The following is an 18,791-nucleotide window of genomic DNA, read 5'->3' as shown; positions in this document are numbered from 1 at the left end:
GGAGCCGTGATGACGAACGAGCCGCCCCACGCCTGGCGCCAGATCAATCTGTGGTGCGACACCTGGCGCGACACCGAGCGCATGGCCGCGACCCACCTCTTGCCGCTGCTGACCGAAGCCGAGCGAGGCGGGGCCCTCGCCGCCTGGTGGTTCATCCGCAAACGCGAATGCTGGCGTCTTCGCCTCCTGCCGTCCCCAGGCAGTGACGAGGAGCAGGCCGCGTTCCTTAACCGGCTCGTGCAGCAACTCACTGAGCATGCCGGGCTTCGCGATCACGCCGCCGGCGTCGTCTACGAGCCGGAGACCCGCCGCTTCGGCGGACCGGAGGCGATGCACGCCGCTCACCGGCTGTTCCACGAGGACAGCCGCCACATCCTGGCCCACCTCGCAGACGGCGTGCGTGACCAGCGCCGCGAGATCGGTGTACGGCTGGCCTGCCGCATGCTGCACGCCGCCGGGCAGGACTTCTACGAGCAGGGCGACGTGTGGGCCGCGGTCGCCGAACATCGCACCACCGACGCCGGACTGGAGCCGTCGGCCGGGACCATCGCCGCGGTGCAGACACTCCTCACCGCCGACGGTGACACCACCGGCAGCCCACTGACCCGCTCGCCGGGCTGGCCCGACTGCTTCGACCAAGCCGGCCGCAGCCTCGCCGACCTGGCCCACCACGGGCACCTCTCCCGTGGTTTGCGCGCCGTCCTCACCGACCACATGCTGTTTGCCTTCAATCGGCTCGGCCTTCCCGCCGAGCACCAGGCCGTGCTGGCCACCGCCGCCAGCCGCGTCGTCTTCCACCGCCAGCCCGCCCTCCGCACAGCCCGGCCAAGCGAGCGCCCCGACCCCGACCAGCGCACTACAGTCAGGACAGTGACCATGACCCCCGCCTCCGCATCGGCCTCAGAGCCGCAGCAGCTCCGCGACGCCCTCGTTGCCAAGATCGACAGCCTCGGGAGCTTCCGCACCGGATCGGTCCGCGACGCCTTCCGCACCGTCCCCCGGCACCTGTTCCTGCCCGGCGTGGACCTCGCGACGGCGTACGCCCCGAAGCAGGTGGTGACCAAGCGTGCAGGCGACGGCACCGCCACCTCCTCGGCGTCCAGCCCCAACATCGTGGCGATCATGCTGGAACAGCTCCAGGCGGCGCCGGGAAAGCGCGTACTGGAGATCGGCGCGGCCACCGGCATCAACGCCGCCCTGCTCTCCGAGATCGTCGGCACCGCCGGCAAGGTCGTCACTCTCGAACTCGACCAGGATCTCGCAGAAGGGGCGCAGAACCACCTCGCGGAGACCGGATACGAGGGTGTCACCGTGCTCTGCCGTGACGGCGCACTCGGAGCACCGGAGGACGCCCCGTTCGACGGGATTATCGTCACCGCCGGTGCCTGGGACATCCCCGGGGCCTGGTGGCAGCAACTCGCCGTCGGTGGACGCCTCGTCGTCCCGCTCCGGCTGCACGGCAGCGGCCTGACCCGCTCCATCGCGTTCGAGCGCACCGACGAGGCGCGGATGGTGAGCACCAACTCCGCAGTGTGCGGATTCGTGCCTATGCGCGGCGCGGCCGAAATGGGCGAGCGCCACGTCCGCCTCGCCGACGAAGTGATTCTCAAGGTCGACGCCGACGACCTCCCGGACGAGACGGCTCTCGCCCGGGCCCTCAACCACCGCGCCCACCACCACTGGACGGGCATCCAGATCCGCCACGACGAGCCGGCCGCGCACGTGGACCTGTGGCTCGCCACCACCAGCGACCTCGCCTTCGGCAAGCTGTCCGTGTCCCCGGCCGCCCGCGAGCTGGGGCTTGCCGACCCGGCCCTGCGCTGGTCCGGGGCGAGCTTGTATGACGGCGGAACCCTCGCCTACCTCACGGCGCGCCCTGTGAGCGATGAGGCGGACGAGCTGGGCATCTTCGTACACGGTCCTGATAGCCACAAGCTCGTCCATCAGGTGGATGATCTGCTGCACCGCTGGAGTCACCAGCGGCCGGCGCAGCCCGTGATCACCGCTTTCCCCGCCAGCACCCCGGCTGAGGAGCCTGCGCCTGGTGCCCACATCACTCGGCCCGACACCCACCTGACCATCACCTGGGGATCGAACCCCGGCCGCCCGTGAACCCCCGCGCGGGCGGCCGGTCACCCTCCTTCGCGCCCCGTAGGGGCGCCGCACTGGCCGCTTACGCTGGGCGAGCAGCCCAGCCGACGAACGGATCAGGAACCGCCCCGTATGGCCATGGAACGCCTCCAGTGGGAAGACCTTCCTGCCGCGGCCCGCGCTGCTGTTGAGCAGCATGCCGGGCGCGTCGTGACGGCTCACTCCGTGGGGGGCGGGGCGCGGATCTTGTGGCGGGCCCAGGCAGCGGGCTGGGACCTCCTCGGGTACGCGCTGGTGTGGGGGCGGCACGCGGACTACCGGCCCGGCTCACCGGATCTGCCGCTCGTCTTCGACGCCCTTGCGAAACTGCAGGCCACGCCGTGCCCTGGCGGCCGGGTGGTGAAGCGGGCGGAGGACCGGTGGGCCGGATACGTCCGGGGCACCGACATCGGCCTCCTCGCCGGTGATGCGCTGTTGCACACCGACCTTGCCCCTCACAACGTCCTGATCACTGACCGGGCGCACCTCATCGACTGGGCTTGGCCGACGCGAGGCGCCGGGTGGATTGATCCGGCGGTGTGGGTGCTCAGGTTGATGGAAGCCGGGCACAGCGCGGACGACGCTGACCGGTGGGCCGGCCGAGTCTCCTCCTGGAGGAGCGCCTGGCACGAGGCGGTGGCGGTCTTCAGCGCAGCGAACGCCGCGGCGTGGGAGGAGATCGCCCGCGACGACCCGCAGACGTGGAAGCAGGACATGGCCCGCCATGCGAAGGCGTGGGTCAGGTACTGGGAGAGCAGGGCGTAGCCCGCTTGAAGCTGGCCCCGTCGACCGCGAATCCCCCGCGCGGTCGGCGGGGCCTCCTCGTGTGAGGGCCCGGGGTGTCGGTGGGCGGGTTATGGTGCGGGTGCGATGGTTCACGCATCGGCCGGTCGCGGGTGTACGTGCTGGTCACGAGTCTGGTGGCCGGGTGGTTTGCGTGAGCGGTGCGTGAACGGAGGTCCCGGAACGGCCCGGAATCACCGGAGCGCGCCGGAGGATAGAAGGCACTGAACTGCACTTTCCGGCCCCGGCCGGAGTGACCAGAGTGCGCCAGAGGGATTCCTCTCGTCTTACAAGGCAGATGTCACAGGTTCGATCCCTGTTGCGCCCACCAGCGAAGAAGACCCCCGACCGATCACGGCCGGGGGTCGTCGACATCCGGGGCTGACCTCAACGGCGACGGTCAGTCGCGGTCGGCGCGGTCACCTGAGCAGGCGGTCCATGGGGCTCACCGCTTCGCGCTGTGTGTCCTGGACGACGTGTGTTCATGGCGCCGGCCGCCGTGAGAAGCGCGGCGCAGCCATGGCCGAGTCTCGGTGGCCCCGGACGAGTGAAGGTGCCCCCGCCCGCTGGGAGTCCGGGCGGGGGCGTGGTGTGTCGGCGTCCCATCTCCCCGCGCTGGGACGCCGCCCCGTCCCGCGACGGAACCTTCACACGGGACGGGAGCGGAAGCGGTGCCCGCCGCCGGCGGACGACGGGGGCACCGCGCAGGCCACGGGGGATCGGCAGCTCGGGCCTGCGTGATCGATGTTCCAGCGGTGACGCGATGACCGCAATCTGTAACGGCGTTGTAAAGCGGCTGATGACAGGTGTCATCGTGGGGGCTTGTGGAAGGTACAGGACCTTCCAGGGGCTCCTGCCCGGTGGCACGAGGGATTCGTACGGGGGCGTACCCCTGTTGTGCCCACCAGTACGAGACCCTGCCGAGATCGGTGGGGTCTTCGCGTTTCGTCGGCTCTCTCGCCGGATCCGCCCGTGTTTCCTATGCTTTGGAGAGCGAGACGGGGGAGGTCACGTGAAGGTGCGAAGAGTCGCCGCCGAGGCCGAGGTGGGTGGAGCGAGAGATCGGGTCGGGTGGCGGAGGGCCGGGGCGTACGCCATCGCCGCGGTGACGCATCTGCTCACGGCGGGCCTGCTCGCGGGTGGGCTGTCGCTGGTCGTCCTCGGCTGGGAGACGGTCGTGCAGCCGCTGATCGGCCTGCTGCTGCTCGGGTTCGCCGCCCTGCTGCGTCCGCGGGTGAGCCGGCTCGACCCCGGTCTGCCCACGCTGCGACGGGCGGATGCGCCGGACCTCTTCGTCCTGCTGGACGACATCGCGGACACGGCCGGTGCGGGGCGGCTGCACGTCGTGCAGGTGAGCCCGGATTTCGCCGTACGGGCCTTCGCCTACGGCATCCGGCGCAGGCGAGGGCTGGAGATCGGCCTGCCCCTCTGGCTCACCCTCGCACCGCAGGAGCGGGTCGCGGCAGTCGCCCACGAGGTGGGGCACTTCGTATCGGGTGACGACCGCCGTGGCTTCGTGGTGAGCAGCGCGCTCGGTGCGCTGTCGGAGAGCGCCGAGCGTGAGGAGGGGCGGCTCTCCTCGGTGGAGCCGCTGTTCACCGCGCGGTCCCCGCTGTCCCGCCACGCGGACGAGATGGCCGAGGCGGCGCGACGCTACGACGTGGGCAGCCGCGCGGCTGACGGGATGCTGTGGCTGCCCAAGTGGGTTGGGCGGAGCGCGGCGCGCCTGCTGGTGCGGCTCACGCTGCCGGGCGCGCGACGTGCGGAGTTCCGCGCCGACGCCGTGGCGGCCCGGGTGGCTTCCACCGAGGCGGCGGTCTCCGCCCTTCGCGCCCGGGAGTTGGCCGGGCCCGTGAGCGCCGAGGTGCAGCGGAGGGCGGTCGCCCTGCGTACTTTCCGCGAGCCTGGTGTGGCGGGTCGCGCGGACGAACGGTTCTGGGCCGAAGTAGCAGTGCACACAGCGGAGTTGCGTGACGGTGCCGCGCCGTCCGACGGCCGGCGCGACGGCGCCGGGCAGGAGGACTCCGGGCTGCCGTCGTCCGATGCGCGCGTCGCGCGGATGACGCTCGGGGCGGCACTGTCGGCTGCGGTCACACTCGACGACGCCACGGCCGAGGCCATCGAGGCCGAGCTGCGTGAGCCGAGGTCGTCGCTGGCCCGCACGGTCGTACAGGACTGCGTTCACGCCTGAGGGGTGTGCCCGGCGGGCCTTGCCGGGACGGAACGGTGACGCGTGCGGTACCGGCTGAGCATTGCCCGGTGCGCGCCGCCGTTTCTAGGCTTGCCCCGTGCGTCCGACGACGGGGGGAGCCGGGATGGACGAGGTGCGCGCGGCGGGACGGTCCGGCAGGGGCGCGGGAGCGCTACGGCTCGGCGTGGGAGCGCTGTTGCTGATGGCCGGCGGCGGAGTGGTCGCCGTCGGGACCGGAGCGCCGGGCCTGGAGACGGAGACGTTCACGCGGATCAGCTGTCACGAGACGCGCGTCGAGAAGGGCGGCACCGTCTGGCACTGCTTCGGGATGAGCCGTGCGCAGATCGAGACGGCCGAAAGAATCCAGCGTCAGGCCCGGCAGGACGCGCTGATCGCCCATCGTCCCGGGGGCCCACCCCGGCGGCCGGAGCCGCCCCCGCTGCGTACCCGGCTCACCTTCGTCGACCACGACGGCCGGGAGGACCCTGTCGAGGTGACCGCCACCCGGGTCGGTTCGCGATGGATCGCCCACGCGCCGGATGTGGTGGGTACGGGTGTGGCGCTGCTGCTGGCCGGTACCGGGGTGACCGTCTCCGGGGCCCTGCGGGTGCGTGCCGTCTGGCGTGCCACCGCGAGAGAAACGGCAGCCTGACTGCTGCCGCATCGACTTCGGCGCGGCGGGAGTGCCGTTGAGGTGGCCGTAGTCGCACTCGCGCTGACGAGCATCCTGGTGGATCGGGAGGCCCGTTCCCGAGAAGGCGAGGTGCGCGGTGTCGACGGCACGGTGCAGGTCGGAGGTGTACACCGCGGACAGGGCGTCGTTCCGGCGACGAGCGCCGAGCTCGCCGGCCTGTCGGCGTCCGGTCTCCGACATCGTGCCGGGCAGCCACCCGGTGGCGATACCCGCCTCGTTGTCGGTGGTCGTGGCATGCGTCTCGTACACGAGTCGTACGGGCACAGGTCAGGATGCCTCGTCGCGCGGGTGACGAGGCGAGGCGGGCCCGTCGTTCCGGTACGCCGGGGAGGCCGGTGTACCAGGGGGCGACGGGCCCGCCGCCTCGTTGTGATGTCCGCTCCGCCGCGCCAGGCGTGGGCCGGTGGACGGACCGCGGGTGCGTCCGAACTCGCGCCCCGGCACGCGCGTCTAGAAGAAGTGCTTGCGGCCGCCGACCGCGCGGCCGGTGGAGCCGAGGATCCACAGGACCGCGCCGACGACGATGAGGACGCCGCCGACCGTCGTCAGAAGGCCGATACCGGCCAACATGCCGATGAGGAGGAGGATGAGACCGAGAATGATCATGCGCTGTTCCCCTCTTGAGGACCTTTGCGGTGTGCGGCCGCGTCTCTCGTCGACAGGGCCGGTACCGCGTCTCCCGCACGTTCCGTGTGCGGGAGCGGGTGGGAACCACGGGGCTTGAGGGCCCCGGGTTCGTGTTGCCTGCCGACCGAGTGCCCCTCCTGGCGCATCGAATGCGTGTGCAAGGGCGTGTTTCTCGGGCGGGCGGTCCAGCTGTGGTGGCGGGCCTTCCGGCTGACGCCGGGTCAGGGGTGATGCGCGGGGGGAGGCCCGGGCCGCTTGGCGGTGGGACGGGACGGGCTCGCCCCGTGCGGCGGGTGTCAGGAGCCCTGTGCGTCGGGGGCGCGGAGGTGGGCGAGGACGACGGGGTCGATCCTGCCGGGAACGAGGCGGTTCTCGAGGTTCTCGACGCCGGCCCAGGTCTCCAGGGCGGTGTGGCCGCGGGCGGCGACGAGGCGGCGGACCTCTTCGGCGAGTTCGCCGGTGAGGTCGAGGAGGGTGTCGGGGTCCGGAGTGCCGAAGAGCAGGGTGTGCATGTCGAGCAGGCGGTGCAGCTCGGTGACGGGGTGCGGGTGGTCGTCGACGCGGAGGTCGCAGGCGGTGTCGTTCATGCCGCCGTAGCCGGCGCCGGGGGCGACGACGTGGAGGGCGGCGCTCTGGCGGCCGCGCCGGTCGCCGCCCGCGGCGTCGCCCGCCGCGAGGGCGGCGAGCAGCCGCCTGTCGAGGTCGGCGTCGGCGGCCTCGAGCCAGGCGGCCTCCATGGCGTCGATCACTTCGGGGCCGGTGAGGATGTTGCCCTGGATCGCGTAGCCGTCGCCGGAGGTGCCGCCGGCCCAGTCGAGGCACTTCTCGCCGGTGTACGTCGCGCCGTCGCCTTGCGGGCCGACGACGCCGAGCTGGCGGTGGGCGTGCTCGCCGTCGGTGGCGACGAGGCCGGCGACGACGTCGGCAGGCGGGACTCCGGTACGCAGCAGGGTGAGCCCTTGCGGGCGGTACCGGAGGTTCGCCGTGGCCTGGGTGGCGAGCGCGCCCGCCCCCGCGTCGGCGGCGGGCACCACCGCGCCCACGGAGAGGAACTTGCTGGCCACCGCTATGCCGAAGGCCGCGCCGGACCGCGCCACGATCGAGAACGTCATGCACCAGGACGGTAGGCGGCGGCGCGGCGCGGCACCAGAGGGTGTGCGGGGTCGTCAGAGGCGCTGGACGTACGGGTGGCGCCACTGCGGGGAGGGGTCGGCGCCCGGCTCCGTCCAGTACTCGCGGCCCGCGGTGACGAGGCCGTCCCGCACGGTCCAGAAGGAGGCGGCGCGGAACAGGCCCATCTCCTCGTGCGGGACCTCGACTTCGGAGACGACCTGGTCGCCGTCGGCGACGATGCGCAGGACGCGGATCGACCAGCCCTCCGGGTACTCGGACTGGACGCGGAGGAAGTTGTCCCGGCCGACGATGCGTTCGGCGCTGACGGGCCACTCCACCACGACGTCCTGGGCGAGCAGGGCGCCGGCGCCGGGCCAGTCACGGTCCTGGATACGCTGCCAGAGGGCTTCGACGGTCTTCGCGGGTTCCATGAGCCGAAGCGTCTCAGGCCGCACTGACAACGGCAGTCCCAAGGACGCACTGCGTGGACGGCCAGGGCACGGAGACGTCGGGGAAGGCGAAGCGGTCGACCGTGCCGAGGGTGAAGCCGGCCGCGGTGATCGCGGCGAGGGTGTCGCGGCCGGTGTGGCAGCCGCCGCAGAGCAGTGGCCACAGGGTGGCGTCCAGAGCGCGCTGGACGCGCCGCATGCGCGGCGAGTCGGCGCGTACGTGCTCCCAGAAGCGCAGTTCACCGCCCGGACGCAGCACGCGGCGGATCTCGTCGAGGGCACGGCCCTGGTCGGCGACGGAACACAGGGTCAGGCACGTGACGGCCGCGTCGAAGGAGGCGTCCGGTGCGGGGATGCGTTCGGCGACGCCGTCCACCACCTCCACCGGTACGGGAGCGGTCCGGGCCGCCGCTTCGGCGTGGGCGCGCAGGCGGGGCTCGGGTTCGAGGGCGACGAGGCGGGTGACGCCGGGAGGGTGGTGCGGGAGGTTCAGTCCGTTGCCGGCACCCACCTCCAGGACCTCGCCGTGCAGACCGGCCAGCATCCGGCGGCGGTGCCTGTTCCCGCCGGCCCGCTCCATGGCGGGGCCGGACGAGCGGACGTAGAGCCGCGAGAACACGGGCCGGCGCATGTCCTGCGGCATCGGCGATCGCCACCCTTCGGGGCCGGCCCCGTCCGCGGGCCGGACGAGGGCGGTCTCAGCCGACGGTAGCCGAGGGGGAGGAGGGGCGGGGCGGATTCTCGGAGGCGACCGGCCCGGCGCCGCCGGCGGTCGCACGCCGGGCCGCGCCGACGGCGTCGTGCAGGACCGCGACCAGACGCCGTTCGGCGTCCGGGGCCCGCAGGAGTACGCGCAGCGCGTGCTCGAGGTGGTGCCGGCCCGGGCCGCGCCACCAGACGGTGTCGCGCGCCGCGGCGGTCCGTCCGCCCGGAGACGCCGACACCCGGCGCGCGCGGGCGCGGCAGCGCGCCTCGCGCGCGGCGAGTCCCCGCGCGGCGGGGGCCGCCTCCCGGGCGGCGTGCAGCACGTCGGCGATCAGGCGGGGGGCGAAGCCGCGGTCGGCGGGGCGGGCGTCGGCCAGGTCCGCGGCGAGCGGCCGCAGGGCCACGCGCGCCCGGTCGCCGACGGAGTCGTTGACGGAGCGGGCGAGGGCGGCCAGGGCGGGGTCGGTGCCGCGAGGGCTGTCGGTGAAGGGCCCGGCGCCCAGCAGGGACGCCGTCTCCATCAGGCAGGCGCCGTCCTCGGGGCCGAGATGCCCGTACGGACGCGGCTCCGGCATACCGTCCGGGACCGGAGGCGCGGCGGAGGGCCGGGGCGTTTCGGACCGTTCCGGCTGGGGCGCCGCGCCGGGGCTCACGGAGAGGGCCGTGCGGGAGGGGAAGTCGTCGCGGGGCGGCGGGTGGTGCAGGAAGCGCATGGCGCCCTCCGCAGGTCAGATCCCGGTCGCCAGATGCAGGATCCAGAACGATGCCGCGCCGACGAGCGCCGCGCCGGGGAGGGTGAGCACCCAGGCGACCAGGATGGTCCGGGCCATTCCCCAGCGTACGGCGGCGAGGCCGCGTGTGGCGCCCGCGCCCATGATCGCGGAGGTGATCGTCTGCGTGGTGGAGATCGGCGCGTGGAACAGGAACGCCGTGGTGTACAGCACCGACGAGGCGACGGACTCCGCGGCGAAGCCGCGCGGCGGGTCGAGGTGGACGATGCGCCGTCCGAGTGTGGTGATGATGCGGCGCCCGCCGCTGTAGGTGCCGAGCGCCATGGCGAGGGCGACCGCGGCGATCACCCAGAGCGGGACGTCGAAGGACTCCTGCCACCCGGCGGTGACCAGTGCGAGGACGATCACGCCCATCGTCTTCTGCGCGTCCTGGAGGCCGTGCCCCAGCCCCATGGCGGCGGCGGAGACGGTCTGCGCCATGCGGAAGCGGCGGGTCGCCTTCCGCGGGTTGGCACGGCGGAAGACCCAGAGGAGGCCCGCGTGCAGCAGGTAGGCCAGGGTCATGCCGACCAGCGGTGAGAGGACCATCGGCAGCACGACGTCGTCGACCACTCCCATCCAGTGCACGGTGCCCGCGGCGGCCAGCGCGGAGCCGACCAGGCCCCCGATCAGGGCGTGCGAGGAGGACGTGGGCAGGCCGAGCCACCAGGTGAGGATGTTCCAGGCGATGGCACCGACGAGCGCGCCGAGGACGATCAGCAGGCCGTCCACGCCGGTGGGCGCGCCGATGATTCCGCTTCCCACCGTCTTGGCCACCTCGGTACCGAGGAAGGCGCCGGCGAAGTTGGTCACCGCCGCCAGCCCGAGCGCGATGCGCGGGGTGAGCGCGCGGGTGGAGATCGAGGTGGCGATGGCGTTCGCCGCGTCGTGGAAGCCGTTGGTGAAGTCGAAGGTCAGACCCACCGCGATGATCACCAGGACCAGGGCGAGCTCCATCGCGGTCCTCCCGCTCGGTCGGGGTCGTGCTACGACGAGCCGACCGGGTCCCGGCTCGGCGTCCGATGCTCCGGGGCCGCTGACGCCGCCGTTCCCGGGCCCGTCCCGCCGGTTCCGGTTCGCCAGCAGCCTAGGCGGCCCGGCGGTGAATCGCGCCCCCGACACGGCGTCGGCGTGCCGTCCGGCGGCCCGGTCGGAGACTCCCTGGTACGTCGGTACGTCGGTACGTGGGTACGTCGCGCGCGCCGCGGGCCGTGTCGCGCCATCCTGGTGGGGAGGCGGCGACATGCGCCACCGGAGCCTCTCCGGAGGAGGTACACGATGTCCCACACCGTGACGGCGGGACTGGACGGCTCGCGTGAGAGCCGGGCGGCACTCGACTGGGCGGCCGCGGAGGCGGTCCGCCGGAGCGCGACGCTGGAGATCGTGCAGGTCCACGAGACCGGGGTGTACCCGTTCTCGCAGCTCCAGGACGACCAGGTGGAGATCGACCACGCCGAGCGCGTCGTGCAGGAGGCCGCCGACGCCGTCGGCAGCCGGCATCCGGGGCTGCGGCTCACCTCGCAGGTCGTCGCGGGCCGCCCCGCGAACGTCCTCGACGAGATCGCCTCGCGCTCCGACCTGCTGGTCCTCGGCACCCGCGGTCTGGGCGGACTGCGCGGGTTCTTCGTGGGCTCGGCGGCGCTTCCCGCGGTGGCCCACGCCCGCTGCCCGGTGGTTCTCGTCCGCGCGCCGAAGGGCGAGGACGCGGTGGACCGCAAGGGCGACGTGGTGGTCGGTCTCAAGCCCGACAAGGCGCCGCAGGAGATCCTGGACTTCGCCTTCGACGCGGCCGCACGCCGTTCCGCGCGGCTGCGCGTCCGGTACGGACTGGAGGCGCCCCCGACCCACCGGTTCCGGCACCGGCGGGAGGCGCCCGCGGCGGACGCCCGCATGATCGAGGAGCAGACCGAACGGCTCCGCTCCCACCTGCGCCCCTGGCAGGAGCGTCACCCGACGGTGCAGGCCGACTGTCGCACGCTCGTCGGACCTCCGGCGGCCGAGCTGGTGGAGGAGGCCGCCGACGCGGCGTTGCTGGTGGTCGGCCGCCGACCGCACACGCACCGGGTCGGCACGTACATCGGTCCGGTCACGCATGCGGTCATGCACCACGCCGTGGTGCCGGTGGCCGTCATCCCGCACGACTGATCCGGTGCGGGGAAGTCCGGCGCGCGCCCGCGCACGCGCCGCGCACGCCGGCACGCAGGACCCTGCTCCGAAGCCGCACGCCCGCGCGCCGGGAGTCCGGTCGCCCGCGCCTCGGACGGGGCCGAGGGACGTGTCAGTGAGGAGTGACACACGCCCTCCGACCTCCTTCGGAGCCCCCTGGCGCCCGGTGCTGCGCGGAACCGGGGTCCGGCGCACGTACCCTGCCAGGGGGAGACCGAGGGAGGTGCGATGTCCGAGAAGAGCAGGCGGCTCAATCTGACGCTGCTCGTCGCGACCGACGGGTGCGCGCTGCTGCGCGCGGCCGGGGAACTCGACGTGCACACGGAGCAGCGGTTCCTCGCGGACGCGGGCGAGCTGGTCGACAGCGGGCATCTCTACCTGGTGCTGGACCTGACGGCCCTGACGTTCTGCGACTCGCGCGGTCTCAACTGCCTGCTCGCGCTCGACTGGCTCTGCCGCCGTCTCGACGGCCGGCTCATCCTGGCGTCGGTCGGCAACCGTCTGCTCCAGCTCCTGGACCAGACGAAGGTGCGCGACCGCTTCCTGGTCGTGCCGACGGTGGGTGCCGCCCTCGACAGGGTGCCCGACGAGCACCGCCCGGTGTGGCCGCCGGTGGACGTCGCCCCCGGGGCGGACGGTTCGCCCGCGAGGGGCGTCCGGCCGCCGTCCGCCCGGCGCGACCCCGACGCCGTCCCGGGCCGCCACCCACGCTGACCCGCGCACCGGGTCCCGGCGGACTCGTCGCGTACGCGTGCGGCGCGCCGCCGGTGGTCGCACGTGAGACCGCGACTACATTCCGTGCATGATCCGCGTGCCGCGTCGCCGTGCCCTGCTCCGTGCGTCCGCCCTTCTCGCGTTGCTGCTGCTCCCGACGGTCCTCCCCGCGACGGCGCCGCCCGCCGACGCGACCGACGGGACGGGCGCCGTTGCACCGGCCCGTACGCCCGGTCGGCCCGATCCCGTCTCCCCGTACCTGTCGCTCGGCTGGGGCGCCCCGCCCGATCCCGTGGAGGTCATGGAGGCGACCGGGGTGCGGTGGTTCACCCTGGCGTTCGTGCTGAGCAGCGGCACCTGCACGCCCCGCTGGGACGGCGTACGGCCGCTCACCGGAGGCCGGGACGAACGGGCGATCGAGGCCGTCCGTGCGGCGGGCGGCGACGTCGTCGCCTCCTTCGGCGGCGGGCTGGGCCACAAGCTGGAGCGGTCCTGCCCCTCGGCCCGCGCTCTCGCCGGGGCCTACCAGGAGGTCATCGACGCGTACGGCCTCTCCGCGATCGACGTGGACATCGAGACGGGGGCCTACCGCGACCCGCAGGTCCGCGCCCGCACCGTCGCTGCGCTGCGCCGCGTCGTGACCGCCAACCCCGGCCTGACGCTCTACGTCACCCTCCCGTCGGGTCCGAAGGGCCCGGACGCGCGGCTGATCGGCCGGGCGGCAGAGGAGGGACTGGAACCGGACGTGTGGACGATCATGCCGTTCGCCTTCGGCGAGGCCGGCTGGGGCCGCGACATGGGCGACCTCACGGTGCGGGCCGCCGAAGGGCTGAGCGCCCGCCTCCAGCGGGCCTACGGGTACGGCCGGGCCGAGGCGTACCGGCACGCGGGCGTGTCGACCATGGCCGGAATCACCGGTCACGGCGAGGTGGTGACGGTCCGGGACTTCCGCACGCTCGTGGAGTACGCGGAGCGCACCGGGCTGGGACGGCTGTCGTTCTGGTCCGTCAACCGCGACCGCAAGTGCCCGGACGACCGGTACCCCTCCGACGACACCTGCTCGGGCGTCGGTCAGCGCGACTGGGCGTACACCGGTATCCTCGCCGGCTACCGCGGCCCCGCAGCGCCGCGTCGGTGACCCGCCGTCAGCCGCGGCGCGCCGGCGCGCCGGCAGGCCCGGCCGCACCCGTGGGCGCGCCGGGGTGGGTGTGCGCGGGACGGGACTCGACGGCCGCTGGTCCCGCAGGGGCCGGTACGGTCGTGCCGGCCGTCGGGGCGGCGGCCGGCGAACGCCGTATCACGTACGCCGCCAGCGACCCGGCCGCGAAGAGGGCGAGCACCGAGACCGCCGCGCCCATCCAGGTCGCCCCCATCCACTGGCTGCCGAACCAGCCGAGGCCCACGCTGTACGCCGCCCAGGCCAGCCCCGCCAGGGCCGACCACGGCACGAACTCCTTCGCCCGCCGGTGTGCCGCGCCCGCCGTCAGGCTGACCACGGACCGCCCGGCCGGGGCGAACCGGGCGAGTACCACCAGCGCTCCGCCGCCGCGCACGAGCGCCTGGCCGAGCCGTTCCTGGGCGACCGTCAGGCGGCGCGACCGCGCCACGGCCCGTTCGAACCACGAGCCGCCGCGCCAGGCAAGGCGGTACACCAGCAGGTCGCCCAGTACGGACGCGGTCGCCGCGCACAGTACGAGCGCCAGCATCTCCGGGAGGTGCGTCGCCGCCTCCGCCGCGCGTGCGGCTCCGGCCGCTCCCGCGGTGCCGGCGACCTCCGCCGCCTCCGCCGCCGTGGTGCCCGCCACCGCCGTGGCCGCGGCGATGACCAGCACGCCGCTGGGCAGGACGGGGAGCCAGATGTCCAGGAGGACGGACAGCGTGATCAGCGCGTAGACCCACGGCGTACCCAGCAGGGCATCCACGTTCTCCTGCACAGTCCTGCCCCCGTTCGACTGCCGTCGGCTCCCCGCTTACCTGGGGGACAGCCTACGCGCGCACGGGGCCGCGGGGACGGGTGGGGCGCACGGGGTGCGCCCGTGTCGGCGCGTCAGCCGTCTCCGGGCGGGGACAGTTCGCGCTCCAGCACCCGGGACAGGAGCGACCCGGGCTGCGGCCCGGCACCCGGGGCGGGAGCCGTCGCATCCGCGCGGTCCAGGGCCAGGCGGGCCGAGCGGCCGTGCAGGACGAGCGTCATCAGATGGTTGCCGAACCAGGGGCCGCCGGTACGGTCCCAGCTCAGCGCGGGCTTCGGCAGCCGGGCGTGACGGGCGATCAGCCTGCCCAGCCGGCGGCCCGCGCGGCTCCAGCCGAAGCGGAAGCCCCAGTGCATGTACTTCGGGATGCTGTTGTGCACCGGTGAGCAGGTGAGCTGCACCACGCGGGAGTCCGGTGGCCGGGCGAAGTGGGGCTGGGCGAAGTGCGGTTCGGCCAGGTAGGCGTGGTGCACGTCGCCGGACAGCACGCACACGGTCGCCGGGGCGCCGGGGCCCCCGCCCACCTCCGCCACGAGCTCGGCCAGTTGCAGGAACGACTCCGGGAACGCGGCCCAGTGCTCGAGGTCGCCGGCCCGGCGCAGCTTCTCCCCGCGGCGGGCCCACGCCTCGCCGCGCGCCCCGGCGCACAGCGCCGCGTTCCACGCCTCGGTGTCGTGAATGGCGGGCGGCAGCAGCCACGGCAAGGACGAACCGATCAGCAGATGATCGCAGTCCGGCTCCAGGGCCTGCGCGCGCAGCCACGCCCACTCGCTCTCGTCGAGCATCGCCCGGTGCTGCTCGTCCAGCACGCGGGCGGCCCGGCTGTCGGCCATCAGCAGCCGTACGCGTCCGAAGTCCCTGCGGTAGCTCCAGCGGAACGACGCCGGGTCCGCGTCGGCCTCGGCCGCGAACTTGCGCAGCACCTCCGCACCGTCCTCCGCCCCGCGGACGGCGGCGAACAACGGATCCTCCGCCAGCTCGCCCGGGCTGAGGTTGCCCAGATGCTGGTAGACCCAGTACGAGGTGAGGCCGCCGAGGATGCGCTCCCGCCACCAGGGGTGCTCCGCGATGTCGCGCCGCCAGGCGGCGCTGGTGTTCCAGTCGTCGATGACGTCGTGGTCGTCGAAGATCATGCAGGTGGGCACGGTCGACAACAGCCAGCGCACCTCCGGCGTGAGCCACGATTCGTAGTACAGCTCGGTGTACTCCCCGTAGTCCGCCACCTGTCCCCAGGGCGGCTCGTCCAGGTCGCGGTGCTCCGCCAGCCGCGCCCGCATCCCCGCCGACGTCTCGTCGGCGTACACCTGGTCGCCCAGGAGCAGCAGCACGTCCGGCGTCTCGCCGTCCGCGCGTATCTGCCGGGCCAGCGCCTCCAGCGCGTCCGGGCCGACCGAGTGGTGGGAACTGTCCGCGGGGCGCGCCGCCCAGCGGCACGAGCCGAACGCCACCCGCAGCGGATCCGCACCGTCCGGGGCGCGCGTACGGATGAGGCTGGGCGGCATCGCGGGATCGGGGAGCGGCCACACCTGTTCGCCGTCCAGCAGCACCTGGTAGGGCGTCCGCGTGCCGGGCTCCAGGCCGACGACGGTCACCAGCGCGTAGTGGTGCCCGGACACCTGCCAGGTGCGGGCGCCGCCGCCCGCGGGGGTGCCCCCGTCCACCGTGCGGCTCCGGCCTCCCGCGGCCTCCGGGCCGGGGACGCAGCGCACCTCCACCTCGCAGGCGCGGTCGGTCTCCACCCACACGGTGGCGGTGTCCTCGTCCACGTACCGCAGCAGTGGACCCAGGCGCAGCTCGGGCATCCCGGCCTCCCTTCAGACGCTCGACACCGTACGGAACGACCGGGCCGCCCGGTAGTTCCCCGAGCGCGCGGGCGGTCCCGGCGCCGTAGGCTACGCGCGTGCTCGCCGCCGACGCCCTGCTGCCCGTGAACACCACGCTCGGCGTCGTCCTGGCGGTACTGCTGCTCGCCGCGATGGGCGTCGGCGCCGCCGCGCACCTCGTACACGCCGACGGACGCCGCCACGCGCGGGCCGTCGCGCTGGCCGGAGTGCGGGCGACCGTGCAGCTGGGGGCGGTGTCGCTGCTCATCGGGTGGGTGATCGGCGCGGTGCCGACCCTGCTGGCCTTCGTGTTCCTGATGTACGCCGTCGCGGTGCGCACCGCGGGCCGCCGGATCACCGGCAACCGCACCTGGTGGTGGGCGGCGGCGCCGGTCGGTGCGGGCGTCGGGCCGGTGCTGGTCGTGGTACTCCTCACCGGGCTCGTGCCGCTGCGGGGCATCACGCTGGTGCCCGTCGCGGGCATCCTCATCGGCGGGACGATGACCGCCACCGCGCTGGCGGGCCGGCATGCCCTGGACGAGCTGCGGACACGCCGCGGGGAGGTGGAGGCCGCCCTGTCCCTGGGCCTGCCGGCCCGTGAGGCGCGGCTGGAGATCGCCCGCCCGGCGGCGGTCGGGGCCCTGGTCCCCGGCCTCGACCAGACCCGGACGGTGGGGCTCGTCACACTCCCCGGCGCCTTCGTCGGCATGCTGCTGGGCGGTGCCTCCCCGCTGATGGCGGGGGCGGTGCAGCTCTTCGTCCTCGTCGCGCTGATGCTGGCGCAGACGGTGGCGGTGGCCGCCGTCCTGGAGCTGATCGCGCGCGGCCGGATGTATCGCGTACCCTGGCATGCGATCGAAGGGGAGTAGCTCTTCGCCGGACCGTCGACACACTGGGCGGCTCGCGGACGTGTTCCGCGTCCCACCGCCCCGGCGCCCGGAGCGCGCACGGCCCGCCGTCACCGGCGGGGCCCGTACGCGCCAGCGAGACCTTCGGCCGCAGCGTGAGCCATGTCTGCACGACCGCATGACCGCACGCTGCCGGGCCGAAGTGTGCGCGTCTCGCGGTCACCGACGGCTCCGGCAGCCCGACCGATCGAGGAACCCGCTCCCGTGTTCAGTCTCACCACCGCCGCCGTGACCTTCGGCGTCGTCTTCCTGGCCGAACTGCCCGACAAGACCGCTCTGGCCGGGCTGGTGCTCGGCACCCGCTACCGCGCGTCGTACGTCTTCGCCGGCGTCGCCGCCGCCTTCACGGTGCACGTCGCGCTGGCCCTCGCGGCCGGGAGCGTCCTCACCCTGCTGCCCACCCGCCTGGTGGACGCCTTCGTCGGCCTGCTCTTCCTCGCGGGGGCGGCGTTCCTGCTGCTGAAGAAGGACGAGGGCGGGGACGAGGAACAGGCCAGGACGCCCGCCGACCAGACCTTCTGGAAGGTGGCGGGCAGCGGCTTCTCACTGATCCTCGTCGCCGAGTTCGGCGACCTGACGCAGATCATGACGGCCAACCTCGCCGCCCGCTACGACGACTGGCTGTCGGTCGGTGTCGGCGCGCTGCTGGCCCTGTGGGCGGTGGCGGCGCTCGGCATCGTCGGGGGCCGCACGCTGATGAAGTACGTGCCGCTCGGGCTGATCACCAAGGTGGCTGCGGTGGTGATGGCCGCCCTCGGCGCGTACAGCCTCTACGAGGCCGTCTCCGCCTGACGGCGCGCCGGTGCGGCGCTCCCGGCCGACGGCTCTCCCCGTGCTGTCTTCGTCGGGCAGAGGTTTGCCGGAGACCGGACTGGCGTGACGGGGGCGTTGTTTGTATCGTGTAGGAACAAAGTGGTTCCGCCCCGTGTCCCTGACCCGGAGGGGCGGGACCATCTTTTTCGCCGTACGGCGCAGGCGCACCCGTGCGTACGCCGTACACGCCGCACCGTTCGCCACCCGCCGACGGGAGTACCGCCGTATGCCCCTCCCCACGCCGACGTTCCGCGCGCTGCTGCTCGACATGGACGGGACACTCGTCGACTCGGACGCGGTCGTGGAGCGCGTCTGGCGCGGCTGGGCCCGCGACCACGGCCTGGACGAGGCGCACGTGCTGTCCGTCGTGCACGGCCGTCAGGGCTACACCACCATGGCCGCACTGCTGCCGGACCGCCCGATGGAGCGCAACCACGCGGAGAACCGCGAGCTGCTCGCCGCCGAGACCGCCGACATGGACGGCGTCGTTCCGGTCGGCGGCGCCGGGGACTTCCTCGCCGCCCTCCGTGCCGCCGCCGTGCCGCACGCGCTGGTCACGTCCGCCGACGCGCCGCTGTCCACCGCCCGGATGCGGACGGCCGCGCTGCCGCTGCCGGAGACCCGCGTCACCGCCGAGTCGGTGAGCGCCAGCAAGCCCGACCCCGAAGGCTTCCTCAAGGGCGCCGCCGAACTCGGTCACGCCCCGGAGGACTGCCTCGCCTTCGAGGACTCCGGCGCCGGGATCGCCGCGGCGAAGGCCGCCGGGATGCGCGTCGTCGGCGTCGGTCCGCGCGCCGCCGAACACGGCCCCGACCTGGTCGTGCCGGACCTCACCGGTCTGCGGGTCGCCGCCACCGGGGACGGCGTCTTCACCCTGCACCTTCCCGCCTGACCCGCCCGCTCCGGGCCCGCCTGCGCGCCGCCGGCGTCGC

Annotated in this window: 18 protein-coding genes and 1 pseudogene; 10 read left to right on the top strand and 9 right to left on the bottom strand. The window is 73.9% G+C overall.

Annotated features, from left to right (window positions below; all coding sequences use genetic code 11):
• Nucleotides 1-9 precede the first annotated feature (9 nt).
• The 4 genes from fxlM to RM572_RS00195 all read left to right on the top strand — a co-directional run bounded on the left by fxlM (nucleotide 10) and on the right by RM572_RS00195 (nucleotide 5,756).
• Complete coding sequence (gene fxlM, locus RM572_RS00215; protein WP_311671206.1) at nucleotides 10-2,112, top strand: methyltransferase, FxLD system; 2,103 nt, start codon at nucleotides 10-12, stop codon at nucleotides 2,110-2,112.
• A 111-nt stretch (nucleotides 2,113-2,223) separates the two neighbouring features.
• Entirely contained in the window at nucleotides 2,224-2,895 is a 672-nt protein-coding gene (locus tag RM572_RS00210) for an aminoglycoside phosphotransferase (RefSeq protein ID WP_311671205.1), read from the top strand.
• A gap of 1,030 nt (nucleotides 2,896-3,925) precedes the next feature.
• A complete protein-coding gene (locus tag RM572_RS00200; protein WP_311671204.1) occupies nucleotides 3,926-5,104 on the top strand; it encodes a M48 family metallopeptidase in 1,179 nt (392 codons plus the stop codon).
• A gap of 97 nt (nucleotides 5,105-5,201) precedes the next feature.
• Nucleotides 5,202-5,756, top strand: coding sequence for a hypothetical protein (locus RM572_RS00195; protein WP_311671203.1), 555 nt, complete (start codon nucleotides 5,202-5,204; stop codon nucleotides 5,754-5,756).
• A 33-nt stretch (nucleotides 5,757-5,789) separates the two neighbouring features.
• On the opposite strand, the pseudogene RM572_RS00190 reads toward RM572_RS00195, so the two are convergent.
• The 7 genes and pseudogenes from RM572_RS00190 to RM572_RS00160 form a co-directional block, all read right to left on the bottom strand.
• A pseudogene (locus RM572_RS00190) lies at nucleotides 5,790-6,047 on the bottom strand (histidine phosphatase family protein); the annotation flags it as partial.
• Nucleotides 6,048-6,248: 201 nt separating this feature from the next.
• Nucleotides 6,249-6,404, bottom strand: coding sequence for a hypothetical protein (locus RM572_RS00185; RefSeq protein WP_136184340.1), 156 nt, complete (start codon nucleotides 6,402-6,404; stop codon nucleotides 6,249-6,251).
• A gap of 317 nt (nucleotides 6,405-6,721) precedes the next feature.
• Nucleotides 6,722-7,537 (bottom strand): DUF1028 domain-containing protein, encoded by an 816-nt coding sequence (locus RM572_RS00180; RefSeq protein WP_311671202.1) that lies wholly within the window; start codon nucleotides 7,535-7,537, stop codon nucleotides 6,722-6,724.
• Between the two features lie 54 nt (nucleotides 7,538-7,591).
• Complete coding sequence (locus RM572_RS00175; RefSeq protein WP_311671201.1) at nucleotides 7,592-7,969, bottom strand: nuclear transport factor 2 family protein; 378 nt, start codon at nucleotides 7,967-7,969, stop codon at nucleotides 7,592-7,594.
• A gap of 13 nt (nucleotides 7,970-7,982) precedes the next feature.
• On the bottom strand, nucleotides 7,983-8,630 hold the full coding sequence (locus RM572_RS00170; RefSeq protein WP_311671200.1) for a class I SAM-dependent methyltransferase: 648 nt from the start codon (nucleotides 8,628-8,630) through the stop codon (nucleotides 7,983-7,985).
• A 55-nt stretch (nucleotides 8,631-8,685) separates the two neighbouring features.
• The gene (locus RM572_RS00165; protein ID WP_311671199.1) at nucleotides 8,686-9,405 is read right to left on the bottom strand and encodes a hypothetical protein; all 720 of its coding nucleotides are present in this window, start codon (nucleotides 9,403-9,405) and stop codon (nucleotides 8,686-8,688) included.
• A 15-nt stretch (nucleotides 9,406-9,420) separates the two neighbouring features.
• The gene (locus RM572_RS00160; RefSeq protein WP_311671198.1) at nucleotides 9,421-10,419 is read right to left on the bottom strand and encodes an inorganic phosphate transporter; all 999 of its coding nucleotides are present in this window, start codon (nucleotides 10,417-10,419) and stop codon (nucleotides 9,421-9,423) included.
• Nucleotides 10,420-10,740: 321 nt separating this feature from the next.
• Here RM572_RS00160 and RM572_RS00155 point away from each other — a divergent pair, with 321 nt between their 5' ends.
• The 3 genes from RM572_RS00155 (at nucleotide 10,741) to RM572_RS00145 (ending at nucleotide 13,480) form a co-directional block, all read left to right on the top strand.
• Nucleotides 10,741-11,607 (top strand): universal stress protein, encoded by an 867-nt coding sequence (locus RM572_RS00155; RefSeq protein ID WP_311671197.1) that lies wholly within the window; start codon nucleotides 10,741-10,743, stop codon nucleotides 11,605-11,607.
• 249 nt (nucleotides 11,608-11,856) lie between these two features.
• Nucleotides 11,857-12,342 (top strand): STAS domain-containing protein, encoded by a 486-nt coding sequence (locus RM572_RS00150; RefSeq protein WP_311671196.1) that lies wholly within the window; start codon nucleotides 11,857-11,859, stop codon nucleotides 12,340-12,342.
• An 88-nt stretch (nucleotides 12,343-12,430) separates the two neighbouring features.
• Nucleotides 12,431-13,480: a chitinase gene (locus tag RM572_RS00145; RefSeq protein WP_311671195.1), complete on the top strand. Its 1,050-nt coding sequence runs from the start codon at nucleotides 12,431-12,433 to the stop codon at nucleotides 13,478-13,480.
• 7 nt (nucleotides 13,481-13,487) lie between these two features.
• On the opposite strand, the gene RM572_RS00140 is transcribed toward RM572_RS00145, so the two are convergent.
• Together RM572_RS00140 and RM572_RS00135 are read right to left on the bottom strand one after the other, a co-directional pair.
• Complete coding sequence (locus tag RM572_RS00140) at nucleotides 13,488-14,264, bottom strand: DedA family protein (protein WP_394813484.1); 777 nt, start codon at nucleotides 14,262-14,264, stop codon at nucleotides 13,488-13,490.
• 125 nt (nucleotides 14,265-14,389) lie between these two features.
• A complete protein-coding gene (locus tag RM572_RS00135; protein WP_311671193.1) occupies nucleotides 14,390-16,117 on the bottom strand; it encodes an alkaline phosphatase D family protein in 1,728 nt (575 codons plus the stop codon).
• Nucleotides 16,118-16,215: 98 nt separating this feature from the next.
• On the opposite strand from RM572_RS00135, the gene RM572_RS00130 reads away from it, so the two are divergent.
• The 3 genes from RM572_RS00130 to RM572_RS00120 all read left to right on the top strand — a co-directional run bounded on the left by RM572_RS00130 (nucleotide 16,216) and on the right by RM572_RS00120 (nucleotide 18,751).
• Nucleotides 16,216-17,007, top strand: coding sequence for an ABC transporter permease (locus RM572_RS00130; protein ID WP_311671192.1), 792 nt, complete (start codon nucleotides 16,216-16,218; stop codon nucleotides 17,005-17,007).
• Nucleotides 17,008-17,250: 243 nt separating this feature from the next.
• Nucleotides 17,251-17,838, top strand: coding sequence for a TMEM165/GDT1 family protein (locus RM572_RS00125; protein WP_311671191.1), 588 nt, complete (start codon nucleotides 17,251-17,253; stop codon nucleotides 17,836-17,838).
• 247 nt (nucleotides 17,839-18,085) lie between these two features.
• On the top strand, nucleotides 18,086-18,751 hold the full coding sequence (locus RM572_RS00120) for an HAD-IA family hydrolase (RefSeq protein ID WP_311671190.1): 666 nt from the start codon (nucleotides 18,086-18,088) through the stop codon (nucleotides 18,749-18,751).
• Nucleotides 18,752-18,791 lie beyond the last annotated feature (40 nt).

The sequence above is a fragment of the Streptomyces hazeniae genome, assembly GCF_031845485.1.
GTDB lineage: Bacteria > Actinomycetota > Actinomycetes > Streptomycetales > Streptomycetaceae > Streptomyces > Streptomyces hazeniae.
This window is presented reverse-complemented; position numbering and strand designations above follow the sequence as displayed.

Coding starts and splice junctions, on each gene's coding strand:
- RM572_RS00175 (WP_311671201.1), bottom strand. CDS start 7,969: ATGGAACCCGCGAAGACCGTCGAAGCCCTCTGGCAGCGTATCCAGGAC.
- RM572_RS00180 (WP_311671202.1), bottom strand. CDS start 7,537: ATGACGTTCTCGATCGTGGCGCGGTCCGGCGCGGCCTTCGGCATAGCG.
- RM572_RS00155 (WP_311671197.1), top strand. CDS start 10,741: ATGTCCCACACCGTGACGGCGGGACTGGACGGCTCGCGTGAGAGCCGG.
- RM572_RS00120 (WP_311671190.1), top strand. CDS start 18,086: ATGCCCCTCCCCACGCCGACGTTCCGCGCGCTGCTGCTCGACATGGAC.
- RM572_RS00150 (WP_311671196.1), top strand. CDS start 11,857: ATGTCCGAGAAGAGCAGGCGGCTCAATCTGACGCTGCTCGTCGCGACC.
- RM572_RS00210 (WP_311671205.1), top strand. CDS start 2,224: ATGGCCATGGAACGCCTCCAGTGGGAAGACCTTCCTGCCGCGGCCCGC.
- RM572_RS00160 (WP_311671198.1), bottom strand. CDS start 10,419: ATGGAGCTCGCCCTGGTCCTGGTGATCATCGCGGTGGGTCTGACCTTC.
- RM572_RS00135 (WP_311671193.1), bottom strand. CDS start 16,117: ATGCCCGAGCTGCGCCTGGGTCCACTGCTGCGGTACGTGGACGAGGAC.
- RM572_RS00185 (WP_136184340.1), bottom strand. CDS start 6,404: ATGATCATTCTCGGTCTCATCCTCCTCCTCATCGGCATGTTGGCCGGT.
- RM572_RS00170 (WP_311671200.1), bottom strand. CDS start 8,630: ATGCCGCAGGACATGCGCCGGCCCGTGTTCTCGCGGCTCTACGTCCGC.
- RM572_RS00165 (WP_311671199.1), bottom strand. CDS start 9,405: ATGCGCTTCCTGCACCACCCGCCGCCCCGCGACGACTTCCCCTCCCGC.
- RM572_RS00145 (WP_311671195.1), top strand. CDS start 12,431: ATGATCCGCGTGCCGCGTCGCCGTGCCCTGCTCCGTGCGTCCGCCCTT.
- fxlM (WP_311671206.1), top strand. CDS start 10: ATGACGAACGAGCCGCCCCACGCCTGGCGCCAGATCAATCTGTGGTGC.